The sequence below is a fragment of the Nocardia brasiliensis genome, from assembly GCF_011801125.1.
Taxonomy (GTDB): Bacteria; Actinomycetota; Actinomycetes; order Mycobacteriales; family Mycobacteriaceae; genus Nocardia; species Nocardia brasiliensis_C.
On the sequence record NZ_CP046171.1, the window covers coordinates 2345295 to 2369979 of the forward strand.

A 24685-nucleotide genomic window follows, 5' to 3' on the forward strand; every position below is an offset into this window, starting at 1 on the left:
CTCCTCAACTCCCGACAATAGGTAGTTGCAAGCGAACATGGTTATGGCTCTCAGCGCAAGCCGATCGACAGAAATAGGCCCGGAATGTCGCGAGAAGATGCGGGCTTCAGCGTTTCGGGCAGGCGTCGCGTACGGCGTTTCGCGCGTCGTTGACCCGCCTGCTTGCGTCGTTGAGCGGGCCGACCGGCGCGGTGTAGGTCATCTTGCGGGTCTCGGCGGACAACGCGCGCGCCGCTGTGACGTAGTCGGTGAATTTCGCGGCCAGATCCTCGGGCATGGCGTCCTTGGCGGTGCTGATTCCGGTCTCCACCTTGTTCGCGGCGTCATCCAGGGTTGACGCGGCGAGTTCGCGTTTGGCGGCGTAGTCCGGGGCGTTGGCGTCGTGCGCGTCGATGAACTCGTTGTATTTGGACACGCCGACGCCGGTGGTGGTGGGGAACTGGGTGCAGTTGTCGTTGATCGCCTTGGACTGCGCGGCAGCCCGTTTGGATGAGGTCGCGGCGGCCGAGGAGGCGGCCGCCTCGGTCTTGTAGGCCGCTAGATCGGCGGTGTTTGGACCGGCCGTGCCCTGGACCCGGTTGCCGCAGCCCGCGATGACCAGCCCGACCGCGAGTGCTCCGGCGGCGCAGATCAATCCGAATCGGCGTGGGTCCAGCGTTCTCACTCGTCCTCCCGGTCAGGTCTGATCAGGTCGAAAACTTCGGCGGCCTCGGCTCATCGGTGAGCGCAGCGAGCGAATCCAAGACGCGGCGCCCACGGCATATGACGGAGCCGAGCGGCAGCGCGGCGCAGTCGTGAGTGAGCGTAGCGAGTGAATCGAGGACGCAGCGCCCCTGGGCGGCATGGAGCCGAGCGTCAGCGAGGCGCAATGTTGCCCAGCGCACGGTACTGGAGTTCCTGCTGACATGATGACCTGGGGCACACCATCGGCAAGGATGGAGGGTGCGCCCGAACCTTTCGTAGATCGAGTGGTACGCAGACCCACGCGACGCCACTCAGGGATACCGACGCCATCCGCATGTCCACCCCTGTACGAGGAGCAGATTTGACCGACCTGATCCACTCTTCCGCTCCAGCGCAATCCGCTGGATCCGATACTGCCCCCGCTCCCGCCGCAGGCCGCGATCCGAACGGATCGTCAGCTCCGGCTGGACGGGTGCGGGTAATCCGCGAAGGGGTGGCGTCCTACCTACCGGACATCGACCCGGAGGAAACCAGCGAATGGCTCGAGTCGTTCGATGAGATGCTCGACCGGGAGGGCCCGGGCCGAGCGCGTTACCTCATGCTCCGCCTGTTGGAGCGGGCCGGTGAACGGCGAGTCGCCATCCCCGCCTTGACTTCCACCGACTACGTCAACACCATCCCGACCGAGAACGAGCCGTGGTTCCCCGGCGACGAAGAGGTGGAGCGGCGCTTCCGCGCCTGGATCCGCTGGAACGCCGCGATCATGGTGCATCGCGCGCAGCGGCCCGGAATCGGTGTCGGCGGCCATATTTCGACCTACGCGTCCTCGGCGGCGCTCTACGAGGTGGGCTTCAACCACTTCTTCCGCGGCAAGGATCACCCGGGCGGCGGCGACTCGATCTTCATCCAGGGCCACGCCTCGCCTGGCATCTACGCGCGCGCGTTTCTCGAGGGCCGGCTTGGCACCGATCGGCTCGACGGCTTCCGGCAGGAGTACAGCCACGGCGGCCCCGGCCACGGGCTGCCCTCGTACCCGCATCCGCGACTGATGTCGGACTTCTGGGAGTTCCCGACCGTGTCGATGGGCCTGGGCCCGATGAACGCCATCTACCAGGCCCGGTTCAACCACTACCTGCACGACCGCGGCATCAAGGACACCTCCGATCAGCACGTGTGGGCGTTCCTCGGCGACGGCGAGATGGACGAGCCGGAGTCGCGCGGTCTCGCGCACGTCGCGGCGCTGGAGGGCCTGGACAACCTGACCTTCGTGGTCAACTGCAACCTGCAGCGGCTCGACGGCCCGGTGCGCGGCAACGGCAAGATCATCCAGGAGCTGGAGTCGTTCTTCCGCGGCGCGGGCTGGAACGTCATCAAGGTGATCTGGGGCCGGGAGTGGGACGCGCTGCTCGGCGCGGATCGCGATGGCGCACTGGTGAATCTGATGAACACGACCGCCGACGGCGACTACCAGACCTACAAGGCCAACGACGGCGCCTACGTGCGCGATCACTTCTTCGGCCGGGATCCGCGGACCAAGGCGCTGGTGCAGGATCTGTCCGATCAGGACATCTGGAATCTCAAGCGCGGCGGCCACGACTACCGCAAGGTGTATGCCGCCTACGCGGCCGCGATGGCGCACAAGGGTCAGCCGACGGTGATCCTGGCCAAGACCATCAAGGGCTACACCCTCGGCAAGCACTTCGAGGGCCGCAACGCCACGCACCAGATGAAGAAGCTGACGCTGCAGGACCTCAAGGACTTCCGCGATCTGCAGCGGATTCCGATCAGTGACGCGGAATTGGAGAAGGATCCGTACCTGCCCCCGTACTATCACCCGGGCATGGAAGCGCGCGAGATCCAGTACATGCTGGATCGCCGCAAGGCACTCGGCGGCTTCCTGCCCGAGCGCCGCACCACAGCAAAGCCGCTGCAACTTCCGGGCGACGAGGCGTACAAGTCTGTGCGCAAGGGCTCGGGCAAGCAGAACGTGGCGACCACGATGGCGCTCGTGCGGCTGATGAAGGAGCTGCTGCGGGACAAGGAGATCGGCAAGCGGATCGTGCCGATCATCCCCGACGAGGCTCGTACCTTCGGTATGGACTCGTGGTTCCCTTCGTTGAAGATCTACAACCGCAACGGGCAGTTGTACACGTCGGTCGACGCGGAATTGATGCTTGCCTACAAAGAGAGCTCGGTCGGGCAGATCCTGCACGAGGGCATCAACGAGGCCGGATCGACCGCGTCGTTCACCGCCGCGGGCACCGCGTACGCGACGCACGGCGAGCCGATGATCCCGCTCTACATCTTCTACTCGATGTTCGGTTTCCAGCGCACCGGCGACGGACTGTGGGCCGCGGCCGATCAGCTCGCGCGCGGATTCGTGCTCGGGGCAACCGCCGGGCGAACCACACTGACCGGTGAGGGCCTGCAGCACAACGACGGCCACTCGCTGCTGCTCGCCTCCACCAATCCCGCTGTGGTGACCTACGATCCGGCGTTCGCGTACGAGATCGCGCACATCGTGCGCGACGGCCTGCGCCGGATGTACGGCGGCGGCGCACCGGAAGCGCTCCCGTACGCGGTGCCCGGCACCGATGCCCGCAAGGCCGACGGCGGCTTCGGCGGCGAGGACGTCTTCTACTACATCACCCTCTACAACGAGCCGTACCAGCAGCCGGCCGAGCCGGCCGAGCTCGACGTCGAGGGTCTGCTCAAGGGCCTCTACCTGTACCAGCGCGGGGGAGCGGGCGACGTGCGCGCCCAGATCCTGGTTTCGGGCGTGACGGTCCCGGACGGCCTGCGGGCGCAGGCGCTGCTCGCCGAGGACTGGGGTGTGCAGGCCGACGTCTGGTCCGCCACCTCGTGGGGCGAGCTGCGCAAGGAGGCGTTGCAGAAGGAGATCGCCGCGCTGCGCTTCCCGGACGAAGATCACGGTGTGCCATATATCACCGAGGCGCTCTCGCGGGCCGAGGGTCCGTACGTGGCCGCGACCGACTGGATGCGTGCGGTGCCTGATCAGGTCCGCAAGTGGGTGCCGGGCGAATTCGTCACCCTGGGCACCGACGGCTTCGGGTTCTCCGACACCAGGGCCGCGGCGCGCCGGGTGTTCAACGTCGACGCGCAGTCGATCGTGGTGGCCGCGCTGTCCGGGCTGGCCAAGGCCGGAAAGATCGACCAGGCCAAGGTGATCGAGGCGGCGGCAAAATACCGCATCGATGACGTCGACGCCGCGCCGAAGAACGCGTCGAGTTCCGACGGGGACGGCGAGTAGCGGACGATTGAATGGTGGACCGTAAACCGCCGCGGCCGCGCCGGATCTCCGAGGGCTCGTCCGAGCACGAGGTGTATCTGCCGACGGGCGCACTCTCCCCGAACCGGCAAACCCGCGACCCGCTGCCGGACACGCTGCTCAAACGCGTGAAGCAGTTCTCGGGCCGCCTCTCCACCGAGGCGGTCGGGTCGATGCAGGATCGGTTGCCGTTCTTCGCCGATCTGGACGCCGCGCAGCGCGCGGGCGTCCAGATGCTGGTGCAGACCGCGGTGGTGAACTTCCTGGAATGGCTGCAGGATCCGGACAGCGATATCCGGTTCAGCCTCGACGCGTTCCAGGTGATCCCGCAGGATCTGGCGCGGCGGCTCACGCTGCGCCAGACCGTGGACATGGTCCGGGTGGCCATGGAGTTCTTCGAACAGTGGCTGCCCGCGCTCGCGCGCAACGACCGGCAGCTGGTCGCGTTGACCGAGGCGGTGCTGCGATACGGGCGTGAGCTCGGCTTCGCGGCCGCCTCGGTGTACGCCAGTGCCGCCGAGTCCCGGGGCGCGTGGGACACCAGGCTGGAGGCGCTGGTGGTCGACGCGGTGGTCCGCGGCGACACCGGCCCGGACATGCTGTCGCGGGCGGCCACGCTGAACTGGGACGCGACCGCGCCCGCGACGGTGCTGGTCGGCACGCCACCACCGGAGCACGGCATGTCGTCGGTGGGCTCGGTGCACGCGATCGCGGCCAGGCACGGGCGCGCGGCGCTGGCCGTGGTGCAGGGCACCCGCCTGGTGATGGTGGTGAGCGGGCACCTGGGCGAGTCCTCCTATATCTCCCCGTTCCTCGCGGATCTGCTCGCCGAGGTCTTCTCCGACGGTCCCGTGGTGATCGGCCCGACCACCCGCACGCTGGGCGCCGCCCACGCGAGCGCGGTCGAGGCGCTGGCCGGAATGGAGGCCGTGGTGGGCTGGCGCGGGGCGCCACGCCCGGTGCATGCGACCGAATTGCTGCCCGAACGCGCCCTGCTCGGCGATCGAGCTGCGGTCGACGCGTTGAACGAGTATCTTGTCCTTCCGTTGGCCGCGGCGGGATCGGCGCTGGCGGACACCCTCGAGGCCTATCTGGATTGCGGTGGCGCTGTCGAGACTTGTGCCCGTCAGTTGTACGTCCATCCAAATACCGTTCGCTATCGCCTCAAACGGATTGCCGAAATCACGGGTCGTGACCCGATGAATCCGCGCGACGCGTACGTGCTCAGAATCGCCGCCACAGTGGGTCGTTTGACACGAACCCGTAACGAATCGTCAACACCTACCCCAGAGGCCACTCATCTCGCCCTGGGCAACGAGGGCCTGTAACGGAAATCGTGGGTTGTTCGATCCGAACAGCCCACATGCCGTTTTGTGGGAGTTCCACAAAACCCGGCGGCAAGCTTCATTCGCGTCGACATCTCCCACGGGGCGTCTCACAGTGTTCTCTTAGGGAGTGATCGCGTTGTTCGCCCCTGGACAGGGGTCCCAGACTCCCGGCATGCTCGCGCCTTGGCTCGACCTCCCTGGCGCGCATGACCGGCTCACTCTCTGGTCCATGGCCGCAGGCCTGGACCTGGTCCGCCTCGGCACCACGGCGACGGCCGAGGAAATTACGGATACCGCCGTGACACAGCCGTTGGTCGTGGCTGCCGCGTTGCTCGCGTACACGCAAATCCCCACGGATTCACTTCCTGCCGCTACGATCGTCGCCGGACACTCGGTCGGCGAACTCGCCGCCGCCGCGGTCGCCGGGGTCATCTCGCCCGACGACGCGGTGAAGTTGGCCGCCATCCGCGGTGCGGAGATGGCCAAGGCGTGCGCGTTGGAGCCGACCGGCATGTCCGCGGTGCTCGGTGGCGATGAGGCCACCGTGCTCGCACGACTCGCCGAACTCGATCTGATTCCGGCCAACCGCAATGCGGCCGGGCAGATCGTCGCCGCGGGTCGGCTGGACGCGCTGGCGGAACTGGCCGCGAACCCGCCGGAGAAGGCAAGGGTGCGCGCGCTGCCCGTCGCGGGCGCGTTCCACACCGAGTTCATGGCTTCGGCGCAGGACGCTGTGACCGATGCCATATCGCAGATCGTGCCGAACGAGCCGACGCGGCTGCTGCTGTCGAACTTCGACGGTCAGCCGGTCAGTTCGGGACGCGATGCGATCAACAAGCTCGCGGCCCAGGTCACCAGGCCCGTCCGTTGGGATCTGTGCACCGAAACCGTAAGGCAGGCAGAGGTTTCCATGGTGGCGGAGTTGCCACCGGCGGGCACCCTTGTCGGTATCGCGAAGCGGGAGCTGAAGGGCACCCGCGCACTGCCCCTGAAGACCCCCGAAGACCTCCCCGCGTTGGCCGGGGTGAGCATCTCCGGCTAGCTTTCTCCGGCAGCCATGCATCGGTATGCACGGCTGTGACCGAGCGGACGTAACCTTCGCCCGCCTCGGTCCGAAAAAACAGGTACGAGCCCTACAAAGAACAAGAAGGGAGCCACGAAGTGGCCGCTCTGACCCAGGAACAAATCGTCGAGGAACTCGGCAAGATCATCGAAGAGGTGACGGGTATCGAACCCTCCGAGGTGACGATCGAGAAGTCCTTCGTCGATGACCTGGACATCGACTCGCTGTCCATGGTCGAGATTGCGGTGCAGACCGAGGACAAGTACGGCGTGAAGATCCCGGACGAGGATCTGGCCAGCCTGAAGACGGTCGGCGACGCGGTCGCCTACATCCAGAAGCTCGAGGCCGAGAACGCTGACGCGGCCGCGGAGCTCAAGGCCAAGTTCGACGCCGAGTAGGGCCGACACTGTGACCACTCCTTCCACCTTGAACGGGAATTTCCCCAACGTCGTCGTCACTAGCCTGGCGGCGACCACGTCGATCGCGGGTGACGTCGATGCGACGTGGAAGGGACTCCTCAACGGCGAGAGCGGTATCGACGTTCTCGAGGATTCCTTCGTCGAGGAATACGACCTTCCGGTCCGCATCGGCGGTCACCTGAAGGTCCGGCCCGAGACCCTGCTCACCCGAGTCGAGTGCCGGCGCATGGCCTACGTCGAGCAGCTCGCGACCGTGCTCGGTCGCGAAGTCTGGCGCAACGCGGGCAGCCCGGAGGTCGACCCGGAGCGGCTGGGTGTGGCTATCGGAACCGGGTTGGGTGGCGGCGACGCCCTCATCGACTCGGTGGACAAGCTGAAGAACGGTGGCTATCGCAAGATTTCGCCGTTGGCTGTGCAGATGGTCATGCCGAACGGTCCTTCGGCCGTTGTCGGCCTCGAATTGAAGGCCAGGGCAGGAGTGGTCACTCCGGTCTCGGCATGCTCGTCTGGCTCCGAGGCCATCGCCAACGCATGGCGGATGATCGTCATGGGCGATGCGGACATGGTCGTCACCGGTGGCGTCGAGGGTTACATCGACTCGGTGCCGATCGCGGCGTTCAGCATGATGCGCGCCATGAGCACCCGCAACGACGACCCGAAGGGTGCCTCGCGTCCGTTCGACAAGGACCGCGACGGTTTCGTCTTCGGTGAGGCGGGCGCCCTGATGGTCATCGAGACCGAAGAGCACGCCAAGGCGCGTGGGGCCACCATCCACGCTCGCCTGCTCGGTGCCGGTATCACCTCGGACGGCTTCCACCTGGTTGCCCCCGCCCCGGACGGCGTCGGCGCCGCACGGGCCATGAAGCGGGCGATGCAGACCGCGGGTCTGTCCGCCAAGGACATCACCCACGTCAACGCGCACGCCACCGCGACACCGATCGGCGACACCGCCGAGGCCAATGCGATCACCCTGGCCGTCGGCAAGCACGCTTCGGTATACGCCCCGAAGTCCGCACTGGGCCACTCGATCGGCGCCGTCGGCGCACTCGAGTCCGTGCTGACCGTGCTCAGCATCCGGGACGGCATCGTCCCGCCGACGCTGAACCTGGAGAACCAGGATCCGGCCATCGATCTGGACGTGGTGCACGGCGAGGCGCGCCGCCAGGAGATCGAGTACGCGATCAACAACTCCTTCGGTTTCGGTGGGCACAATGTCGCGCTCGCCTTCGGTCGGGCATAGCCGCTTCGACTGAGACTGCTCGAACGATCCCGGCGGGATCTGCCGCTTCGACGGCCAGATCCCGCCGGGATCGCCATTTTGCAGCCGCTTCAGCGGCCTTCCTGAAGGTTGAGGGAAACGCGATGACATCCATGGCTTCCGCGTTGCACCAGCAGACATCGACCGACCCGCGTGATCCGCTGGGTCGCCTGCAGCGCTTCTTCGATCCCGGCACGCTGCTTCCGCTGCATCCGCGCGACAAATCCGGTGTGCTCGCCGCGATCGGTGAGGTCGACGGTGTGCGCACCGTGGCCTACTGCTCCGACGCCACCGTGATGGGCGGCGCGATGGGTGTGGACGGCTGCAAGCACATCGTCGACGCGATCGACACCGCCATCGACTCCGACGTTCCCGTCGTCGGCATCTGGCATTCCGGCGGCGCCCGGCTGGCCGAGGGCGTCGAGGCCCTGCACGCGGTCGGTCTGGTCTTCGAGGCCATGGTGCGCGCCTCCGGCCTGGTGCCGCAGATTTCGGTGGTGGTCGGTTTCGCCGCGGGCGGTGCCGCCTACGGCCCCGCGCTCACCGACGTCGTGATCATGGCGCCCGAGGGCCGGATCTTCGTGACCGGTCCCGACGTGGTGCGCAGTGTCACCGGTGAACAGGTGGACATGGCCACCCTCGGCGGCCCGCAGACGCACGGCAAGAAGTCCGGCGTCACCCATATCGTCGCCGACGACGAGGCCGACGCGTTGCATCGCGCGCGGCGACTGGTATCGATGTTCGCCGAGCAGGGCGAGTTCGATCTGGTGGCGGCCGCGCACGGCGACGTCGACCTCAAAGCGATGCTGCCGGAGTCGGCCAAGCGCGCCTACGACGTGAAGCCGATCATTCACGAACTGCTCGACAACGTCGACGGTGAGAGCTCGTTCGAGGAGCTGCAGGCCGGTTACGCGCGCAGCATCGTCACCGGGCTCGGCCGATTGAGTGGGCGCACCGTCGGCGTGCTCGCCAACAATCCGATCCGCCTCGGTGGCTGCCTCAACTCCGAAAGTGCCGAGAAGGCAGCGCGTTTCGTGCGGCTGTGCAACTCGTTCGGTATTCCGCTCATCGTGGTGACCGATGTGCCCGGCTACCTGCCCGGTGTCGGTCAGGAGTGGGAAGGCGTGGTGCGCCGCGGCGCCAAGCTGCTGCACGCGTTCGCCGAGGCGCGGGTGCCGCGCGTCACGCTGGTGACCCGCAAGATCTACGGCGGCGCCTACATCGCGATGAACGCCCGCGCGCTCGGCGCGACCGCCGTGTACGCCTGGCCCGGTTCCGAGGTCGCGGTGATGGGCGCCAAGGCCGCGGTCGGCATCCTGCACAAGAAGGCGCTGGCCGCCGCTCCCGACGACGAGCGAGAAGCGTTGCACGAGCGGCTCACCGCCGAACACGAGCGCATCGCGGGCGGCGTCGAGCGCGCCCTCGCGATCGGTGTGGTGGACGAGGTGATCGATCCGGCGAAGACGCGCAGCACCCTCGCCGCCGCACTCGCCGCCGCTCCGTCTCGACCGAGCAGGTTGAAGAACATCCCGCTGTGAACGCGACTGGGCCCCGGTTCATCCGGGGCTCGGTTTCGTTGTGCGGTCTCGGCGAGTAGCGCTCGCCGCGGTTCGGGTAGGCGTGGCGGGTCGCTCGGTAGCATCGAAAGGTGCGCTACGAAGAGCTTGCCGACGTGCCGTGCTCGATCACGCGTCCGCTCGTGATCTTCGGTGACCGCTGGACCCTGTTGATCCTGAAGTTCGCCTTCTCAGGGGTGCGGCGGTTCAACGCGTTCCAGAGCGCGCTCGGCATTTCCCGCAGCCGGCTACAGGATCGGCTCGATCGGCTGATCGAGCACGAGATCCTGGAGAAGCGCAAGGCCGCGGTCGGTGCGCACGAGGAGTATCGGCTCACCCGGAAGGGCCACGACATCTACCCGATCCTGATGGCCATCCGGGACTGGGGCGACACCTACATGGCGCCGGATGGCCCACCGGTGCGATACGCGCACCGCGACTGCACCGGTGAGGTGCACGCGCGACTCGACTGCGACGGGTGCGGCGGCGCGATGACCGCGCGCGACGTGATCCCCGAACCCGGGCCCGGACTGCTCGGGCACGAGGCGGGCACGGATCAGTCGGTGAACCAGGTCGCCACCTGATCGATGTCCGCGCGTGCGGTGCGAAATCCGTTGACCGGGTGCGCGTTGTCGGCGAAACCGAAGGAGATCCCGGCGACGACCCGGCGATGGTCCGGGATGCCGAAGTAGTCCCGGATGAACGGCGCGTACGAAGCCAGCGCGGCCTGCGGTGCCGCGCCGAGCCCGAGGCTCTGCGCGCCGAGCAGGAAGTTGCCGAGGTAGAGCCCGCAGTCGACGGCGCCGTAGACGCCGAGGTCCGCCTCGGTCGTCACGATCGCGACGTGCGGGGCGTCGAACAGTTCGAAGTTGCGCAGCGTCTGCCGCAGCGTCTTCTCGTGCTCGCCTTTTCGGATCCCGACGCTGTCGTAGAGCTGTAAGCCGCACGCGCGCCGGCGATCCCGGTACTCCCCGGTGTACTGCGCGGGAAACTCGAAATCCGGTGCGGGGGTGGCGGTTCGGACATGCTCGAGCAGCGCGGTACGGAAACGGTCGGTGCCGGCACCCTCGGTCACCACGACCTGCCACGGCTGGGTGTTGCACCAGGACGCGCTCCGCTGGGACAGGCGCAGGAGTTGTTCGATGACGGGGCGCGGCACCGGATCGGCCAGGAACTGCCTGCAGGTCCAGCGCTGGTCGAGCAGGCGCGTCAGCGTGGCGAATTCCTGCGTGTCGACCTCGGCTGCGGTCATGCCATCTCCTCGTTCGGTCCCATTATGAGACCAGACGCTAGCATCGCGGGGACGAACACGGAATGGCTTCGCTGCCGTGTGCCATCTCATCGCGACCGGTCAGGTGCTCGGATTACGGCGAATGAAGCGCGCGGAAAGGGCAGAATCCACGCATGGCGTCCGAGGCCCGCGCCGCGCGGGATCGCAAACGGCACGGCAGGCACTACACGCCGCCTGTGCTGGCGCGTTTCCTGGCCTCGCGGCTGCTCGCGCACGTCACGGCGCCGCGCTCCGGTGTGCTGCGGGTGCTCGACCCGGCCTGCGGGGACGGGGAACTGCTGTTCGCGCTATGGGCCGAGGCCACAGAGCGACTACCGGGCACCCGGATCGAGCTGATGGGCTATGACCTCGACCCGGTGGCGTTGCGGGTGGCCGGGGAGCGGGCCGCCGCCGCGGGGATCGCCGTCGACTGGCAGGTGGGCGACTTCTTGACGGTAGCGGCCGAGCTGGCGGCGGGGTCGTTCGACGCGGTGATCACGAATCCGCCGTATGTGCGCACCCAGCAGCTCGGTGGTGCGACCGCCCAGCTGCTGAGCAAGCAGTTCGGGCTGCGCGGGCGCATCGATCTGACGCATCCGTTCGTCGCGACGCTACCCAGGTTGCTGCGCCCCGGCGGTGTGCTCGGGTTGCTGAGTGCCAACCGGTTTTTGACGACCAAGGCCGGCGCGAACATCCGGCGGCTGCTGCTCGCCGAGCTGGCCCCGGTCGAGCTCTACGACCTGGGCGATACCAAACTGTTCGAGGCGGCGGTGCTGCCCGCGATCACCATCGCGACGCGCGGCGGGGACGCCGGAGCGTGCCGCTATGTGTCGGCATACGAGGTGGACGACGGTGCTATCGCCACGGAGACAGGGCTTTTCGAGGCGCTGGTCGCCGCGACCGGATCGCTGGTCGCCCACGACGGGCGGCGATTCGCGGTCGAGGTCGGCACCTTGGTCGCCGGTGCCTCCGCCCTGGATATCGGCTCGAAGATGAACCGCGACAGGGCGATTCGTCCGCAAGCGCTCGACAGTGGACCACCCGCCGAGACCGAATCCGCGGCCCGACATCGCGCGCCGCCGCACAGCGCGGCATCGGATGCCGTGTGGCGCATGTCGAACGCGCGGGTGGACGCCTGGCTCGCCGCCATCGGCGCCGCGACCTGGAAGACCTTCGGCGAGGTCGCGCGAATCCGGGTGGGTATCAAGACAACCGCGGATCGGGTCTTCATCTCGGACCGCTGGGCCGAGGCCGAGCCGGTCCCGGAAACCGAACTGCTGCTGGATCTGATCACGCACCACGATCTCGCGCCCTGGCGGATCACCCGCGCCAACGACACCCGCGTGCTCTACCCCTACGACCTGACGCGGCCGCGCCGCACCCCGATAGATCTCGACGAATATCCCCGCGCCGCCGAGTATCTGCGCAATCACAAGGAAACGCTCACGGCCCGGCGCTACGTCGGCGCGAACGGCCGGGAGTGGTTCGAGATCTGGGTGCCGCAGCGCCCGCGGCTGTGGCGGCAACCGAAGGTGGTGTTCCCGGATATCAGCGACCGCCCCCGCTTCGCGATCGATCGTTCCGGTGCGGTGGTCAACGGCGACTGCTATTGGTTGTCCCTCCCGGACCTGGCCGCCGCACCCGACGAGGCCGAGCAACTCGCGTATCTCCTGATGGGCGTGGCGAATTCCGCTCTCGGGCTGCGCTTCTACGACACCGTCTGCGGCAACCGCCTCTATTCAGGCCGGCGCCGGTGGATCACCCAGTACGTCTCGCGCCTGCCACTCCCGGACCCGGGTTCCCCGCACGCGGCCGCCATCATCGACCTCGCCCGCGACCTGGCCGAAGGCCGTCCCTCGGACCCGTCGACCCTGGCCACCCTGAACGATCGAGTGACCACCGCATTCCGCTGCCGTGGATAGCGGCCGCTCAGTCGGGGCGGTGGACGCCGACCATGGGGAGCAGGGTGCGCCGGGCGAACTGGCGGGCCGCGTCGCGGTCGGCGACCGGGATGAGGCCGTCTGGGGTGAGGGCGAGGGAGAGGGCGAGCCGCGCCATGATCTCGGCGACGAGGTCGGCGTCGAAGTCGTGGGTGCCCTCGGTGTCGCGCAGTTCGCGCAGCTTCTCGGCCAGGTAGCCGCGACCGACCGCGAGGATCGGGCCGGCCTCGGTGGTGAGGCGGGGCAGGATCAGGTCGGGTTCGGTGCGCAGCAGGCGGCGCAGCAGTTCGTTGTTCGCGATCGCGGTGATGAACGCGACGAAGATCTCCACCAGTTGGTCCTCGGTGCCCGATACGGCCCGTACCTGCCTGTCGATCATCTCGACGAAGTGCTGGGCTTCGCGCACGCTCACGGCCTCGACCAGGTCGTTCTTCGATTCGAAGCGGCGGTACAGGGTGGCCGGGCTGATGCCGGCGCGGCGGGCGATCTCGCCCATGCTGGTGCGCTTGATGCCGAAGTCCAGGAAGGCCGAGAGCGCGCTTTCCAGGAGCTTTTCGCCGTCTGAGACGGGCTTCTCCAGGATGCGCTGCAGCATGGGCGGGACAGTGGGCATCTGGTCTCCAGTCGATTCGCGCGGACGCCGGGGCGAGCGGTACGGCATCGCGACGGTGCGGGTGCGGACCATTCATTATTTCATCGGCCGGTCGCGGCGTGGTCTGGGATGGTCGAACCGGCCGGAAAGCTGTCTAGTCGGTCGCATGTCCACCTTCGACTGATTACCCTGTGGGTATCCATCTTGGATGTCGTTGGGCTCGGAAGAGGTTGCGCCGTGGCATATTTCGCGAACCGCGTGGTGGCGATCACCGGGGCGGGCGCGGGCATCGGCCGCGCCTTGGCGCTGGCGCTGGCCGGGGACGGCGCGTTGCTCGCACTGTCGGACCGGTCGGGGGAGGCGGTCGCCGAGACCGGAAAGCTGTGCGCCGCGCTGGGTTCCGAGCCGCTGGTGACCACGCTCGATGTCACCGACCGGCCCGCGGTGCTCGCGCACGCGGCGGCGACGGTCGCGCACTTCGGCCGGGTCGAGGCGCTGTTCAACAATGCCGGGATTCTGCACGTCGGCGGCGTCGCGGACTCGCCGTTCGCTGACTTCGAGCACGTGATGGATGTGGACTTCTGGGGAGTCGTCAACGGCACCAAGGCGTTCCTGCCGTATCTACAGGCCGTGCGGCGCGCGCACGTGGTGAACGTGTCCTCGGCGTTCGGGCTGGTCGGGGTGGCCGGGCATGGGCCGTACAACGCGGCGAAGTTCGCCGTGCGCGGGTTCACCGATTCGCTGCGGCAGGACATGCGGGCGGCGGGGGATGTGGTCCGGGTCACGGGCGTTTATCCCGGCGGGGTGCTGACCTCGATCGCCCGATCCGCGCGCGTCGCGCCGGGCATCGACGCGGCCGCGGTCGCCCGGCGCTTCGAGGAGCGGGTCGCGCGGACCGGTCCGGCGGCGGCCGCCCGGGAGATTCTGCGCGGAGCGGCGCGCGGACGGGCGAAGGTGCTCGTCGGACTGGACGCCCTTCTTGTGGATCTGGTCACACGGGCCACCGGCTCGTATCACGAACGGGTGTTGGACGTGGTATTTCGTTCCTGACCGCGCGCCCAGGCGTGGGCAGGAATGGATAGTTGAAATGCTAACTGGTCGAACAGATCTCGTGACGGAGAACGATCGGACGCGATTGATCGGACACGATTGATGGCGAAATGGCTTCTGGTCGAATGCTTCTCCGGTGTACCGGGCGCGGTGATCGCGCTCGGGGCGACGCCGAAGTCCTTCGTGCCGGTACGCAACATCTTGCGCAACCCGCTGTCGCTGGCCGACGCGCAGGACGCGCTCGCGCAGGCGGTGGCGACCTGTGCCGTGGTCGAGCGGGTCTCGGCGGATCGGCGGCGCCGGGTGCGCGCCGAACCGCTGCTCATCGCGCCGGACCGGGCGCATGCGGTGCGGCTGTGGGTCGGGCCGGTGCACGAACCGTTACCGGAGCGAGAACCGGTGGGCGCGTGGTATTTCAACCTGACCACCAATCGGTCGGTGCGCAGCATCGATCTGCTCGATCTCTACGGTGTCGCGCCCGAGGACCGCGCGGCGGAGCTGGCGATCGCGGGCGCTTTCGCGCGGCTGGTCACCAATCGGGACGAGCGCGAGGCGCTGGCGAAGCTGGTGAACTCGGCGCCGGACACCGAGCATCAGGCCGTGTGGACCATCCGGCGCGACGACAATGCCTTGCGGGCGGGGCATTTCGCGTGCCGAATCAATATCGAGACCGATGCCGACGGGCAGCGCTCTGTCCTGTTCCGCGGCGTGACCCAGGACATCGGCGCCGCGACCGCGGTGCCGTCCGCGCCGCCGCCGATGATTCTGGAATATCAACTGCTGGAGGCGGCCACGGCGCCGGGGGAGTATCGCGCGATCGTGAATCTGCGCTCGCTGCACCTGATTCGCTGGATCGGGCCGCCGATGCCGGGAATTGCCTGGGCCGACCTACCCGGTGAGCCTGCGCCCCAGATCCATCCGGAGGATCTTGCTGCGGCACAGGAGATGTCGCGCGAACTGGCACGGCATCGCACGGAGGGCGTGCTGCGCTTGCGACGGGTGGACGGTGGGTGGCAGGCGGTGTGGGTGCGGGGCGCGCTGATGGTGCTCGATCAGCACACCACGGCCGGACTTGCCACGGTCACCGCGGTGTCCTGAATTTCGCGGTGACCGTGGGCCGAGCTCATCGGCGGGGTAGGTCCAGTGCCGCCATTTCCTGTTCGATCGCGTTCGCGGCGAAATCGACTCCGCGAGAACGTAATTCGTGAACACGCTGGTGTAATGCCTCGACGCCACCCGGCTGGGCGGCGATGTCGGCCACACTGATCCGCCCCATCGGCCGGTGCATACTCGCCTGCATGTACGCAACCACCGTGATACCTCCTGCCTGCACGCTAGCTCACGTTCCCACCGACCCAGGGTGGGTTCACCACTGCGCTACAAGCCGCACGACAACCGTGTCGGCAGGAGACCCCGGGTCACCGGGCACGCTGGCAGAATGCTATCAGCGAATTCTACTGGACACTTGATCAGTGTGTGCTGTCTCACACCTCTTTCGCGGTGCGGTGATTGGCCGTGTTGTGTAGGTACACAGCCCCATTCAGACGAATGCCGTCCTGCTCGGCCGAGCTGAGCTCCCGGCGAACCTTGCCCGGCACGCCCGCGACGAGCGACCCCGGCGGGATCTGCGCGCCCTCCGGGATCAGCGCGTTGGCGGCGATCAGGCTACCCGCGCCGATCACCGCGCCGTTGAGCACGGTGGCGCCCATTCCGACCAGCACATCGTCGCCGATCGTGCAGCCGTGCAGAATCGCGTTGTGTCCCACCGAAACCCCGCTGCCGACGGTGAGCGGGAAGCCCGGATCGGCGTGCAGCACACAGCCGTCCTGAATATTGGTGCGTGCGCCGATGGTGATCTGCTCCAGGTCGGCGCGGATCACCGCGCCGTACCAGACGCTCACCTCGGCCGCGAGCCGCGCCTGCCCGATCACCGTCGCCGTCGGCGCGATCCAGGCGTCCTCGTCGATATCCGGAACGAACTCACCGATCTGAATCCTCATGTGCTGAACCTAGCGTCTCGTCTCGAGTAGTCAGGCCGTGGCGCACATGTCCCCTCCGTCGCCGACTCGCGGAGGCGCCTGACCGGGCTGATGAGGCGGGGTCTAGTGCGTCGGGGTCGCGAACAGCGCGCGGTGCGCCGCGGGGCTGGTGCCGAGGATGCGATGGAAGTGGTGCCGCAGGCTGACCGCGGTGCCGAAACCCGTCTCGGCGGCGATCCGGTCCATGGTGTCGTCGGTGGTCTCCAGCAGTAGGCGGGCGCGGTCGGCGCGCTGGTGCAGCAGCCATTGCTGCGGGCTGCTGCCGGTGCGGTCGCGGAAGCGGCGGGTGAAGGTGCGTCGCGACATCAGGGCCACCCGTGCCCAACCGTCCAGATCGATCGGATCGCCGAGATGTGTTCGGGCCCAGACCATCGCGCGTTCGATCGGGTCGTCGTCGGTTGCGTCGGGCACGGCGACCGGGATGTACTGCGCCTGCGAGCCGCTGCGGTGTGGCGCCGTCACGAGCTCTCTGGCCAGTTCGGTGGCCGCGCGGCTGCCCAGATCGTTGCGCACCAGGTGCAGGCAGCAGTCGAGGGCGGCGGCGACGCCCGCGGAGGTGACCACGTCGCCGAGATCGGACCACAGGGTGTCGGCCCGGACCCGGACCGCGGGGAAGGCGGCGGCCAATTCGGCGGCACCGGCCCAGTGGGTGGTGATCTCGCGGCCGTCGGCCAGTCCGCTGGCCGCCACCGCCCAGGAGCCGAGGCACAACCCGACGATCCTGGCCTGCGCGCCGTGCGCCTGCCACAGGGCCGCGCGCAACTGCGGCGACAGCGGCAGGTGTCGCTCCCAACTGGGAATCACCACGGTGTCCGCGCGGACCAGGGTGTCCAGGCCGTTGCGCACATCGATGTCGAAACCCGCTGGGGTGGGCAGGGTTCCGGGGCGCTCCGCGCACACGTCCACCCGGTACGGCGACTTGCCGCCGATGCCGACGCGGCCGAAGACCAGGCTGGCCACCGACAGGTGGAACGGGCTGATGTTGTCGTAGGCGAGCACGGCCACGGTATGCATGGCCCGATTTTAGCGGTAGGCGGCTCGCGGGCCACTGTCGGACGGTTTCGCAGCAGGACAGGATCATTGGCATGAGCGAAACGATCGAACAGACCACCCAGCTGGAAGTGCTGCACGTCGGCGGCCCCACCCTGCGCTTCCGTTACGCGGGCCGCACGTTCCTGACCGACCCCACCTTCGACGAGCCGGGCGAGTACGCGGGGCGGGTCACGCTGTACAAGCTCACCGGTCCCGCGGTGTCCGCGGCCGAGGTCGGGCCGGTGGACATCGTGCTGCTCTCCCACGACGAGCACGCCGACAACCTGGACAACTCGGGCCGGGAGTTCCTGCGGACGGTGCCGACCGTGCTGTCCACCCCCGGCGCCGGTGAGCGCATCAACGGTGTTCGGGGACTGGCGAACTGGGAGACCGTCACCATCGACGGCATCGAGGTGACCGCGGTGCCCGCCCTGCACGGGCCGGAGGGATGCGAATCGGTCACCGGCGTGGTCACCGGATTCGTACTGCGCGCCCCCGGCGAGCCGACCGTGTACGTCTCCGGCGACAACGCCTCGGTCGATCGGGTCCGCCAGATCGTCGAGCGGTTCGGCCGCATCGACATCGCCATCCTGTTCGTCGGCGCGGCGAATGTCGGGGCCTTCGGCGACGTCGATGTCACCCTGAACGCGCGCACCGCGGTGGAGGCGGCGCAGGTGCTCGGCGACGACACGGCGATCGTGCCGGTGCACGGGGACGGGTGGCTGCACTTCAGCGAGACGCTCGATCGGCTGGCCAAGGTTTTCGAGAACGCGGGCCGCGCCGGGCAACTGCGCACTCCGCCGCTCGGCAAAGCGGTCACTGTCTGAGGCTCACACACCGAGCCTGCTGCTCAACCTGCGCAGAAACGCGCCGTGGCCGGGCAGCCTCGTGATCATCGTGTGACGCCCGCGCGTCGTTCGTGGCGGGACCGGGGTGCGGGGTCCACGATGACCGTATGAGGATCGGAGTTCCACGGGAGGTCAAGGAGCAGGAGTTCCGGGTGGCGCTGACGCCGGCGGGTGCCGGGGAGCTGACCACGCAGGGGCACGAGGTGCTGATCCAAACCGGGGCGGGTGTCGGGTCGGGGTTCGCCGACGCCGACTACACCGCCGTCGGTGCGAGGTTGGTGCCGGAGGCAGATCAGGTGTGGTGGGAGGCCGACCTGGTCTTGAAGGTGAAAGAGCCGATCGCGCAAGAATATCCACGGCTACGGGCCGGGCAGGTGCTGTTCACCTACCTGCATCTGGCCGCGTCCCGGGAATGCACGGACGCGATTCTGCGCTCGGGAATCACCGCGATCGCCTACGAAACGGTGCGATCGACGGACGGGTCGCTGCCCTTGCTCGCGCCGATGAGCGAGGTCGCGGGCAAACTCGGCGGACAGGTGGGCGCCTATCACCTGATGGCGCCGCTGGGCGGTGCGGGCATGCTGCTCGGCGGCGTGCCCGGGGTCCCTCCTGCGGACGTGGTGGTGCTCGGCGGCGGCGTCGCGGGGACCAACGCGGCGTCGGTCGCCGCGGGCATGGGCGCGCGAGTCACCGTGCTGGATACCAACTTGCACCGACTGCGTGAGCTCGACGCGCGGTTCGACGGCCGGGTGGTGACCGTCGCGTCCAACGCGGCCGAGATCGAACGGGCCGTGCTCGCCGCCGATCTCGTCATCGGCTCGGTGCTGGTGCCGGGCGCGCGTGCGCCGAAACTCGTCACCGACGAGTTGGTCGCCGGGATGCGGCCGGGCTCGGTGCTCGTCGACATCGCCATCGACCAGGGTGGGTGCTTCGCGGGTTCACGGCCGACCACGCACGCGAATCCGACGTTCCGCGTCCATGATTCGTTGTTCTACTGTGTCGCGAACATGCCCGGTGCCGTGCCGCACACGGCCACCCTGGCCCTCACCAACGCCACCCTGCCCTACGTCCGCGCCATCGCGGGCCTCGGCTGGCAGCAGGCCTGCGCGAATTATCCCGAGCTCGCACAGGGCCTCACCGCCGACAGCGGCCGCCTGGTCTCGGTGGAAGTCGCCGCGGCACACGGGTATGCGGCACGCCAGCCGATGGGGTTGGTTGGTTGAGGTTGGCGGGCGGCTGATCGGCCGACGTGCGGGCTGCCCGAGGGCCGACTGAAGGGCCGGGCGGCTGAGGCGTGGGTGCCCGGTGGCAGTTGACGGGCCCTGGTCGGTTGCGGTGCTGGTGGTCCGAGCGCTCGGCTGAGCTCGGACCGTCGTGCGAGTGGCCGGGGTTCGCTCGGTGCTCGCGGGCGGTGGGGCGGGGTCGCGCAGCGCACCAGCCGGGGGTTGGTGCGCTGCGGGACAACGGATTCGGCGGGTTACTCGTCCGCGGACGAGGTCATGTTGAGGTACCAGTCCGGCTCGCCGGAGGTGGGCAGGTTGTGCAACTTGTCGGGGTTGCGCACGACATTGATGGCGACGATGCGGCCGTCGTCGATGGTGAAGGCGAACACGCCGATGTGGTTGCCGTCGAAGACCACCAGGCCCGGCGCGCCGTTCACCAGCACCGCGCGGCCCCAGCCACCCGCCGCGGATGGCGCGTGGTACCAGCCGAGCAGCATCTTCGCGATGAGTTCGGCGCCGCGCACCGCCTGCCGGATGGCGGGCACCTTGCCGCCGCCGTCGGCGATGAGGCTCACGTTGGCGTCGAGCACGCCGAGCAGCGCGCTGAGATCGCCGGAGCGCCACGCGACCGCGAACGCGGAAACCACCTTCTCCTGTTCGTCGGGTGAGGCGGGGAAGCGGGGCGTGCCGTCCTCGACGCGCTTGCGGGCACGGGAGGCGAGCTGGCGCACCGCCGCGGGCGTGCGGCCGACCACCTCGGCGACCTCCGGCCCGCTCATGCCGAACACGTCCTGCAGCACGAACGCGGTGCGCTCGGCGGGCGAGAGGGATTCGAGCACGACCAGTAGCGCGGTGGTGACCCGCTCGTCCTGGGTGACCCGGTCGGCCGGGTCGTCCCAGCTGGTGACCTCGGGCTCGGGCAGCCATTCGCCGACATACTGCTCGCGCCGGGCCCGCGCCGAACCGAGCTGGTCCAGCGCGAGCCTGCCGACCACGGTGCTCAACCAGGCCCGCAGGTTCTCGATCTGGCCCGCGGTGCCCGCCTCGAACTGGCGCTGCAACCGCAGCCACGCCTCCTGCACGACATCATCGGCGTCGGTGAGGGCGCCCAGCGTGCTGTAGGCGAGCCGGCGCAGGTAAGGCCGGTGCTCCTCGAACCGCCGGGCCAGCTCGGCCTGGTCGAGAGGTTCGGAAGGAGAAGACTGTTCGGAAGTCACTGCGGTTCGCCGTTCGATCGTCAAGCCCGGTGGGGCGGGTCCAAGGATGCGTCACCGGGTCGACGACGCAGGACCTCAGAGTGTGACATGCCAGAAAACCCCAGCTCACCCACCCGCTTTCCGGCGAGTCCCGCATCACTACGCGGCTCGCGTCGCATGAATGCCGTGCCGCGTGGAGTGATCGCGGGGTGATATGGGTGGCGGACGTGTGGCCCGGGTTGCGTGCGGCGTGGCTGTGGTGTGGCGGGGGCGTTAGTCTCGGCGGGTGCGTAAGGGGACCTCGGTGGCGTTGGGGCTGGTGCTCGGATTTGCGGTGGATCGGGTGGTGGGGGATCCGCGGCGGTGGCATCCGGTGGCCGGGTTCGGCACTGCGGCCGGTGCGCTCGAGTCGGTGACGTATGGCGATCGGCGTAGTGCCGGAGTGGTGCACGAGGCGGCGTTGGTCGGGGCAGCGGTCGGTCTGGGCTATGGCGTGCGCAGGGGCGGTGTGCCCGTGCTCGCGCTGGCGACGTGGACCGTGCTCGGTGGTCGCAGCCTGGCGCGCACCGGTGGCGAGATGGCCGACCGGCTCGAAGCGGGCGATCTGGCCGCGGCCCGCGCACTGCTGCCCGCGCTGTGCGGACGCGACCCCGAGGTGCTCGACGCCGACGGATTGGCCCGTGCCGCACTGGAATCCATCGCGGAGAACACCTCGGACGCGGCCGTCGCGCCGCTGGTGTGGGGCGCGCTGGCCGGGGTACCGGGTCTGCTCGGGTATCGCGCGATCAACACCCTCGATGCCATGATCGGCTACCGCAACGACCGCTACCGGAACTTCGGCTGGGCCGCCGCGCGCACCGACGACCTCGCCAATCTCCTGCCCGCCCGCGTCACCGGCGTGCTCGCCGCCGCCCTCGCCCCGCTGGTCGGTGGCCGCCCCGCCGCCGCGCTGCGTGCCTGGCGCCGCGACGCCGCCCAGCATCCAAGCCCGAACGCCGGAGTAGTGGAGGCATCGATGGCGGGCGCACTCGGCATCCGGCTCGGCGGCCGCACCGAGTACGCGCACGGTGTCGAACAGCGCCCCACCCTCGGCGACGGACCGCCGCCCACCGTCGCGGATCTACATCGCGCAGTACGCCTTTCGGAAGCAGTCCAGGCGGCGGCGTTGGTGCTGGCCGCGTGCACGGCCCTGGCTCGACGCTGACCCAACCCATTCCGCACTGTTCGTCGCGCTGTATTCGCTGTGCCGCAACCGATATCGCGCCGCGCGCGGGTCAGGCGGAATCGGCAGCGGCGCGGGATCAGTCGCGGCCGCGACCGTAACGATCGGCCAGGCGTGCTTCGGTGGTGACGGGTGGCGGTGCGGCAGGGGCGGATTCGGCCTCGGATGCGGGCTGGCTTGGGGCGCCGCCCTTTTCCTTGCGGCGCTCGCGGAGTTCGGCGTAGACGAAATAGCCGAGGCCGAGCGGGGCCATGATGCCGAAGGCCAGCCACTGCAGGCCGTAGGAGAGGTAGGGGCCTGCGTCGAGTTGGGGTAGCGGCGTGGGAGTGAAAGCGCCGGGCTGGTTTTCGTCGAGTTGCAGGTAGCCGCCGCGGTCGCCGCCGGTGGGGATGGCGGTCAGCGGCTGTTGCAGGACGGTGGTTTCCTGCGCGAGGTCGATCGAGTACACCTGACGGAAGCCGTCCTGCAACGACGGATCTTTACCCGGCGTGACGCCCTCGGACATCCGGATCCTGGCCTCTAGCCGCTGCGGGCCCGGCGGCGGGTCGGGGATCGGTGGCGGGCGCACCCCGTCCACCGCGGCGACCAGTCCTCGGTCGATCAGCAGCAGCCTGCCGTCGTCGAGCCGGAACGTGCCGAGCACCGCGTAACCGGGCGCGCCGTCGAGGTGACGCAGCCGGACCAGCACCGTGGAGTCTGGCAGATAGCTGCCCGACGCGGTGACTTTGCGCCATTCGCTGTGGGTTTCGTCGGTGGCCGGGGTGGCGAGGACGGTGGTGATGTCCACCGGGTCGGCGCGCACCGAGTCGGCGATCAGCTGGTTGCGGAGCGAGGTGGTGGTGTTTTTGCCGAGCTGCCACGGTGCGAGCACGGTGAAGCAGAGGTAGGCGAACGCGACGACGAGCACCGCGAGGATCACCCAGCTCGGGCGCAGCAGGAAGGTCAGCCGGCGGATCATGCGTGCCCGTCCAGTACCGGGTCGGGCGGGCCCGGCTCGACGCCGAGTGCGGTGCGCACCCAGTCGAGCAGGCCCGGCATCGCCGCCTCGATCTGATCGCGGACCAGTTCGAAATCCGCGGTGTCGCCGTAGTACGGGTCGGGCACGTCGGGACCGTCGGCGTCCGGGTCGAAACCGCGCAGCAGCCTGCGCCGGTCCGAGGGCACCCCGCGTCGCGCCAGTTCGCGCTCGTGCGAGGTGTCCAGCGCGATCAGCAGGTCCGCGTCGTAGTGATCGGCGCCGAGGGTGGCCGCCGCGTGCCCGGTGGCATAGCCGTATTTGCGCAGGGTGGCGTTGGTGCGGTGGTCGGCGTCGTCGCCGACGTGCCAGGAACCGGTGCCCGCGCTGCTGACCCGGACCCGGTCGGCGAGGCCCGCGCGGGACAGATGCGCCGCGAAGATCTTCTCCGCCATCGGAGAACGGCAGATATTGCCGGTACAGACGAACGACACGTGCAGCTCACCCACGACAGCCATTCTGGCCGGTCGCTCGCCGGTGCCGCCACGGAGGGTGCGCGGAGGGGCCGAAGGTGGTGCCGGTCACCCTGTCGGCGGGCGCGGTGACAGCGTGTCCGCGTCGCCGTCGAGCGGGGCCGCCGACGCCCCCACGTAGGGTGCTCTCGTGCCAGAGGACAGCGTCGACCATGCGAGCCTGCGCCACCACGGCGACGTGGACGCGCGGCCCGGCATGCTCGATTTCGCGGTGAACGTGCAGGGCAGCGCGCCGCCGGAGTGGTTGCGCGAGCGGTTGGCGGCGCGGCTCGGCGAACTCGGCCGATATCCGAGCGCCGAGTCGGAGCTGGCGGCCCGGCGCGCGGTCGCGCGGCGGCACGGACGTGACCCGGAGGAGGTGCTGCTGCTGGCTGGAGCCGCGGAGGGCTTCGCGATGCTGCCCCGGCTGGAGTCGCGGCTGGCCGCGGTGCTGCATCCGTCGTTCACCGAGCCCGAGCTCGCCCTGCGGGAGGCGGGCGTCCCCGTGACCCGGGTGCTGCTCGAACCGCCCTACACCCTCGACCCGGCCGCGGTGCCCGCCGCGGCCGACCTGGTGGTGCTGGGCAATCCGACCAACCCGACCTCCGTGCTGCACCCCGCCGAGGCCGTCGACGCACTGCGCAGGCCGGGCCGGATCGTCGTGGTGGACGAGGCGTTCGCCGACGCCGTCCCCGGCGAGCCGGAGTCACTGGCGGGGCTCGCCGCGCCCGATGTCCTGATCCTGCGCAGTCTCACCAAAACGTGGGCGCTCGCGGGACTTCGCTGCGGGTACCTCCTCGGCGCGCCGTCGCTGCTGGCCCGGCTGAACCACGGTCGCGCGCATTGGCCTTTGGGCACACTGCAATTGGAGGCGATCACCGCCACCGCCGCGCCTGACGCGGTCGCCCAGGAGCAGCGGCAAGCGGCGCGGATCGCCGCCGACCGCGCCTCGATGATCACCGAGCTGACCGAGCTCGGCGTGCATGTGCACACCCCGGCTGCCGCCCCGTTCCTGCTGATCCAGGTGCCGGACGGCGAGCTGCTCCGAAAGTATCTGTCGGACAAGGGTATCGCCGTGCGCCGGGCGGACACCTTTCCCGGCCTCGGGCCGAACCAGCTGCGCGTCGCCGTGCGGGACGCGGCCGCGGTGGATCAGCTGATCGACGCGATAAGGACGGCAAACCTGTGGTGAGCAACGGGTTTCGCGCA

At 69.0% G+C, this 24685-nt stretch carries 22 protein-coding genes; 14 read left to right on the forward strand and 8 right to left on the reverse strand.

Translation table 11 applies throughout. The features are described 5' to 3' along the window. Positions 1-106: 106 nt before the first annotated feature. The gene (locus F5X71_RS10635) at positions 107-664 is read right to left on the reverse strand and encodes a hypothetical protein (protein ID WP_167461790.1); all 558 of its coding nucleotides are present in this window, start codon (positions 662-664) and stop codon (positions 107-109) included. A gap of 381 nt (positions 665-1045) precedes the next feature. Here F5X71_RS10635 and aceE point away from each other — a divergent pair, with 381 nt between their 5' ends. The 7 genes from aceE to F5X71_RS10670 all read left to right on the forward strand — a co-directional run bounded on the left by aceE (position 1046) and on the right by F5X71_RS10670 (position 10181). Further along, entirely contained in the window at positions 1046-3955 is a 2910-nt protein-coding gene (gene aceE, locus F5X71_RS10640) for a pyruvate dehydrogenase (acetyl-transferring), homodimeric type (RefSeq protein WP_428981463.1), read from the forward strand. A gap of 11 nt (positions 3956-3966) precedes the next feature. Further along, positions 3967-5301, forward strand: coding sequence for a PucR family transcriptional regulator (locus F5X71_RS10645; protein ID WP_174817035.1), 1335 nt, complete (start codon positions 3967-3969; stop codon positions 5299-5301). A 127-nt stretch (positions 5302-5428) separates the two neighbouring features. Next, positions 5429-6343: an ACP S-malonyltransferase gene (locus F5X71_RS10650; protein WP_167461791.1), complete on the forward strand. Its 915-nt coding sequence runs from the start codon at positions 5429-5431 to the stop codon at positions 6341-6343. A 119-nt stretch (positions 6344-6462) separates the two neighbouring features. After that, entirely contained in the window at positions 6463-6762 is a 300-nt protein-coding gene (gene acpM / locus F5X71_RS10655; RefSeq protein WP_014982996.1) for a meromycolate extension acyl carrier protein AcpM, read from the forward strand. Between the two features lie 10 nt (positions 6763-6772). Next, the gene (locus F5X71_RS10660; protein WP_167461792.1) at positions 6773-8023 is read left to right on the forward strand and encodes a KasA/KasB family beta-ketoacyl-ACP synthase; all 1251 of its coding nucleotides are present in this window, start codon (positions 6773-6775) and stop codon (positions 8021-8023) included. A gap of 122 nt (positions 8024-8145) precedes the next feature. Further along, complete coding sequence (locus F5X71_RS10665) at positions 8146-9579, forward strand: acyl-CoA carboxylase subunit beta (protein WP_167461793.1); 1434 nt, start codon at positions 8146-8148, stop codon at positions 9577-9579. A gap of 110 nt (positions 9580-9689) precedes the next feature. Then, on the forward strand, positions 9690-10181 hold the full coding sequence (locus F5X71_RS10670; RefSeq protein WP_167461794.1) for a winged helix-turn-helix transcriptional regulator: 492 nt from the start codon (positions 9690-9692) through the stop codon (positions 10179-10181). Here the strand turns inward: F5X71_RS10670 and F5X71_RS10675 are convergent. Further along, positions 10154-10849 (reverse strand): nitroreductase, encoded by a 696-nt coding sequence (locus tag F5X71_RS10675; protein ID WP_167461795.1) that lies wholly within the window; start codon positions 10847-10849, stop codon positions 10154-10156. The two genes, F5X71_RS10670 and F5X71_RS10675, sit on opposite strands and share 28 nt — an antisense overlap. Positions 10850-11001: 152 nt before the next feature. Here F5X71_RS10675 and F5X71_RS10680 point away from each other — a divergent pair, with 152 nt between their 5' ends. Continuing rightward, positions 11002-12789: an Eco57I restriction-modification methylase domain-containing protein gene (locus F5X71_RS10680; protein WP_167461796.1), complete on the forward strand. Its 1788-nt coding sequence runs from the start codon at positions 11002-11004 to the stop codon at positions 12787-12789. Positions 12790-12796: 7 nt separating this feature from the next. Here F5X71_RS10680 and F5X71_RS10685 read toward each other — a convergent pair whose 3' ends face one another. Continuing rightward, entirely contained in the window at positions 12797-13420 is a 624-nt protein-coding gene (locus F5X71_RS10685; RefSeq protein ID WP_167461797.1) for a TetR/AcrR family transcriptional regulator, read from the reverse strand. Positions 13421-13636: 216 nt separating this feature from the next. Here F5X71_RS10685 and F5X71_RS10690 point away from each other — a divergent pair, with 216 nt between their 5' ends. Both F5X71_RS10690 and F5X71_RS10695 read left to right on the forward strand, forming a co-directional pair. Further along, the gene (locus F5X71_RS10690; protein WP_167461798.1) at positions 13637-14449 is read left to right on the forward strand and encodes an SDR family NAD(P)-dependent oxidoreductase; all 813 of its coding nucleotides are present in this window, start codon (positions 13637-13639) and stop codon (positions 14447-14449) included. A gap of 102 nt (positions 14450-14551) precedes the next feature. Next, positions 14552-15547 carry a GAF domain-containing protein gene (locus F5X71_RS10695; protein WP_167461799.1) on the forward strand — a complete coding sequence of 332 codons (996 nt, stop codon included), beginning with the start codon at positions 14552-14554 and terminating at the stop codon, positions 15545-15547. Between the two features lie 386 nt (positions 15548-15933). Here F5X71_RS10695 and F5X71_RS10700 read toward each other — a convergent pair whose 3' ends face one another. Continuing rightward, entirely contained in the window at positions 15934-16449 is a 516-nt protein-coding gene (locus tag F5X71_RS10700) for a gamma carbonic anhydrase family protein (protein WP_167461800.1), read from the reverse strand. A 102-nt stretch (positions 16450-16551) separates the two neighbouring features. Further along, positions 16552-17502 carry a GlxA family transcriptional regulator gene (locus tag F5X71_RS10705; RefSeq protein ID WP_167461801.1) on the reverse strand — a complete coding sequence of 317 codons (951 nt, stop codon included), beginning with the start codon at positions 17500-17502 and terminating at the stop codon, positions 16552-16554. A gap of 71 nt (positions 17503-17573) precedes the next feature. Between F5X71_RS10705 and F5X71_RS10710 the strand changes: the two genes are divergently transcribed. Further along, complete coding sequence (locus F5X71_RS10710; protein WP_167461802.1) at positions 17574-18347, forward strand: MBL fold metallo-hydrolase; 774 nt, start codon at positions 17574-17576, stop codon at positions 18345-18347. Positions 18348-18475: 128 nt separating this feature from the next. Continuing rightward, positions 18476-19591, forward strand: coding sequence for an alanine dehydrogenase (gene ald / locus F5X71_RS10715; protein WP_167461803.1), 1116 nt, complete (start codon positions 18476-18478; stop codon positions 19589-19591). Positions 19592-19845: 254 nt separating this feature from the next. On the opposite strand, the gene sigJ is transcribed toward ald, so the two are convergent. After that, positions 19846-20808, reverse strand: a complete 963-nt coding sequence (gene sigJ / locus F5X71_RS10720) for an RNA polymerase sigma factor SigJ (protein WP_167461804.1) — start codon at positions 20806-20808, stop codon at positions 19846-19848. A gap of 265 nt (positions 20809-21073) precedes the next feature. On the opposite strand from sigJ, the gene F5X71_RS10725 reads away from it, so the two are divergent. Next, complete coding sequence (locus F5X71_RS10725) at positions 21074-21991, forward strand: cobalamin biosynthesis protein (protein WP_167461805.1); 918 nt, start codon at positions 21074-21076, stop codon at positions 21989-21991. Between the two features lie 97 nt (positions 21992-22088). Here the strand turns inward: F5X71_RS10725 and F5X71_RS10730 are convergent, their stop codons facing one another. Both F5X71_RS10730 and F5X71_RS10735 read right to left on the reverse strand, forming a co-directional pair. Further along, positions 22089-22964, reverse strand: coding sequence for an SURF1 family cytochrome oxidase biogenesis protein (locus F5X71_RS10730; protein ID WP_167466368.1), 876 nt, complete (start codon positions 22962-22964; stop codon positions 22089-22091). After that, the gene (locus F5X71_RS10735; RefSeq protein WP_167461806.1) at positions 22964-23482 is read right to left on the reverse strand and encodes a low molecular weight protein-tyrosine-phosphatase; all 519 of its coding nucleotides are present in this window, start codon (positions 23480-23482) and stop codon (positions 22964-22966) included. The genes F5X71_RS10730 and F5X71_RS10735 overlap by 1 nt, the downstream gene beginning before the upstream one ends. Positions 23483-23627: 145 nt before the next feature. Between F5X71_RS10735 and cobC the strand changes: the two genes are divergently transcribed. After that, on the forward strand, positions 23628-24668 hold the full coding sequence (gene cobC, locus F5X71_RS10740; protein ID WP_167461807.1) for an Rv2231c family pyridoxal phosphate-dependent protein CobC: 1041 nt from the start codon (positions 23628-23630) through the stop codon (positions 24666-24668). Positions 24669-24685: the final 17 nt, after the last annotated feature.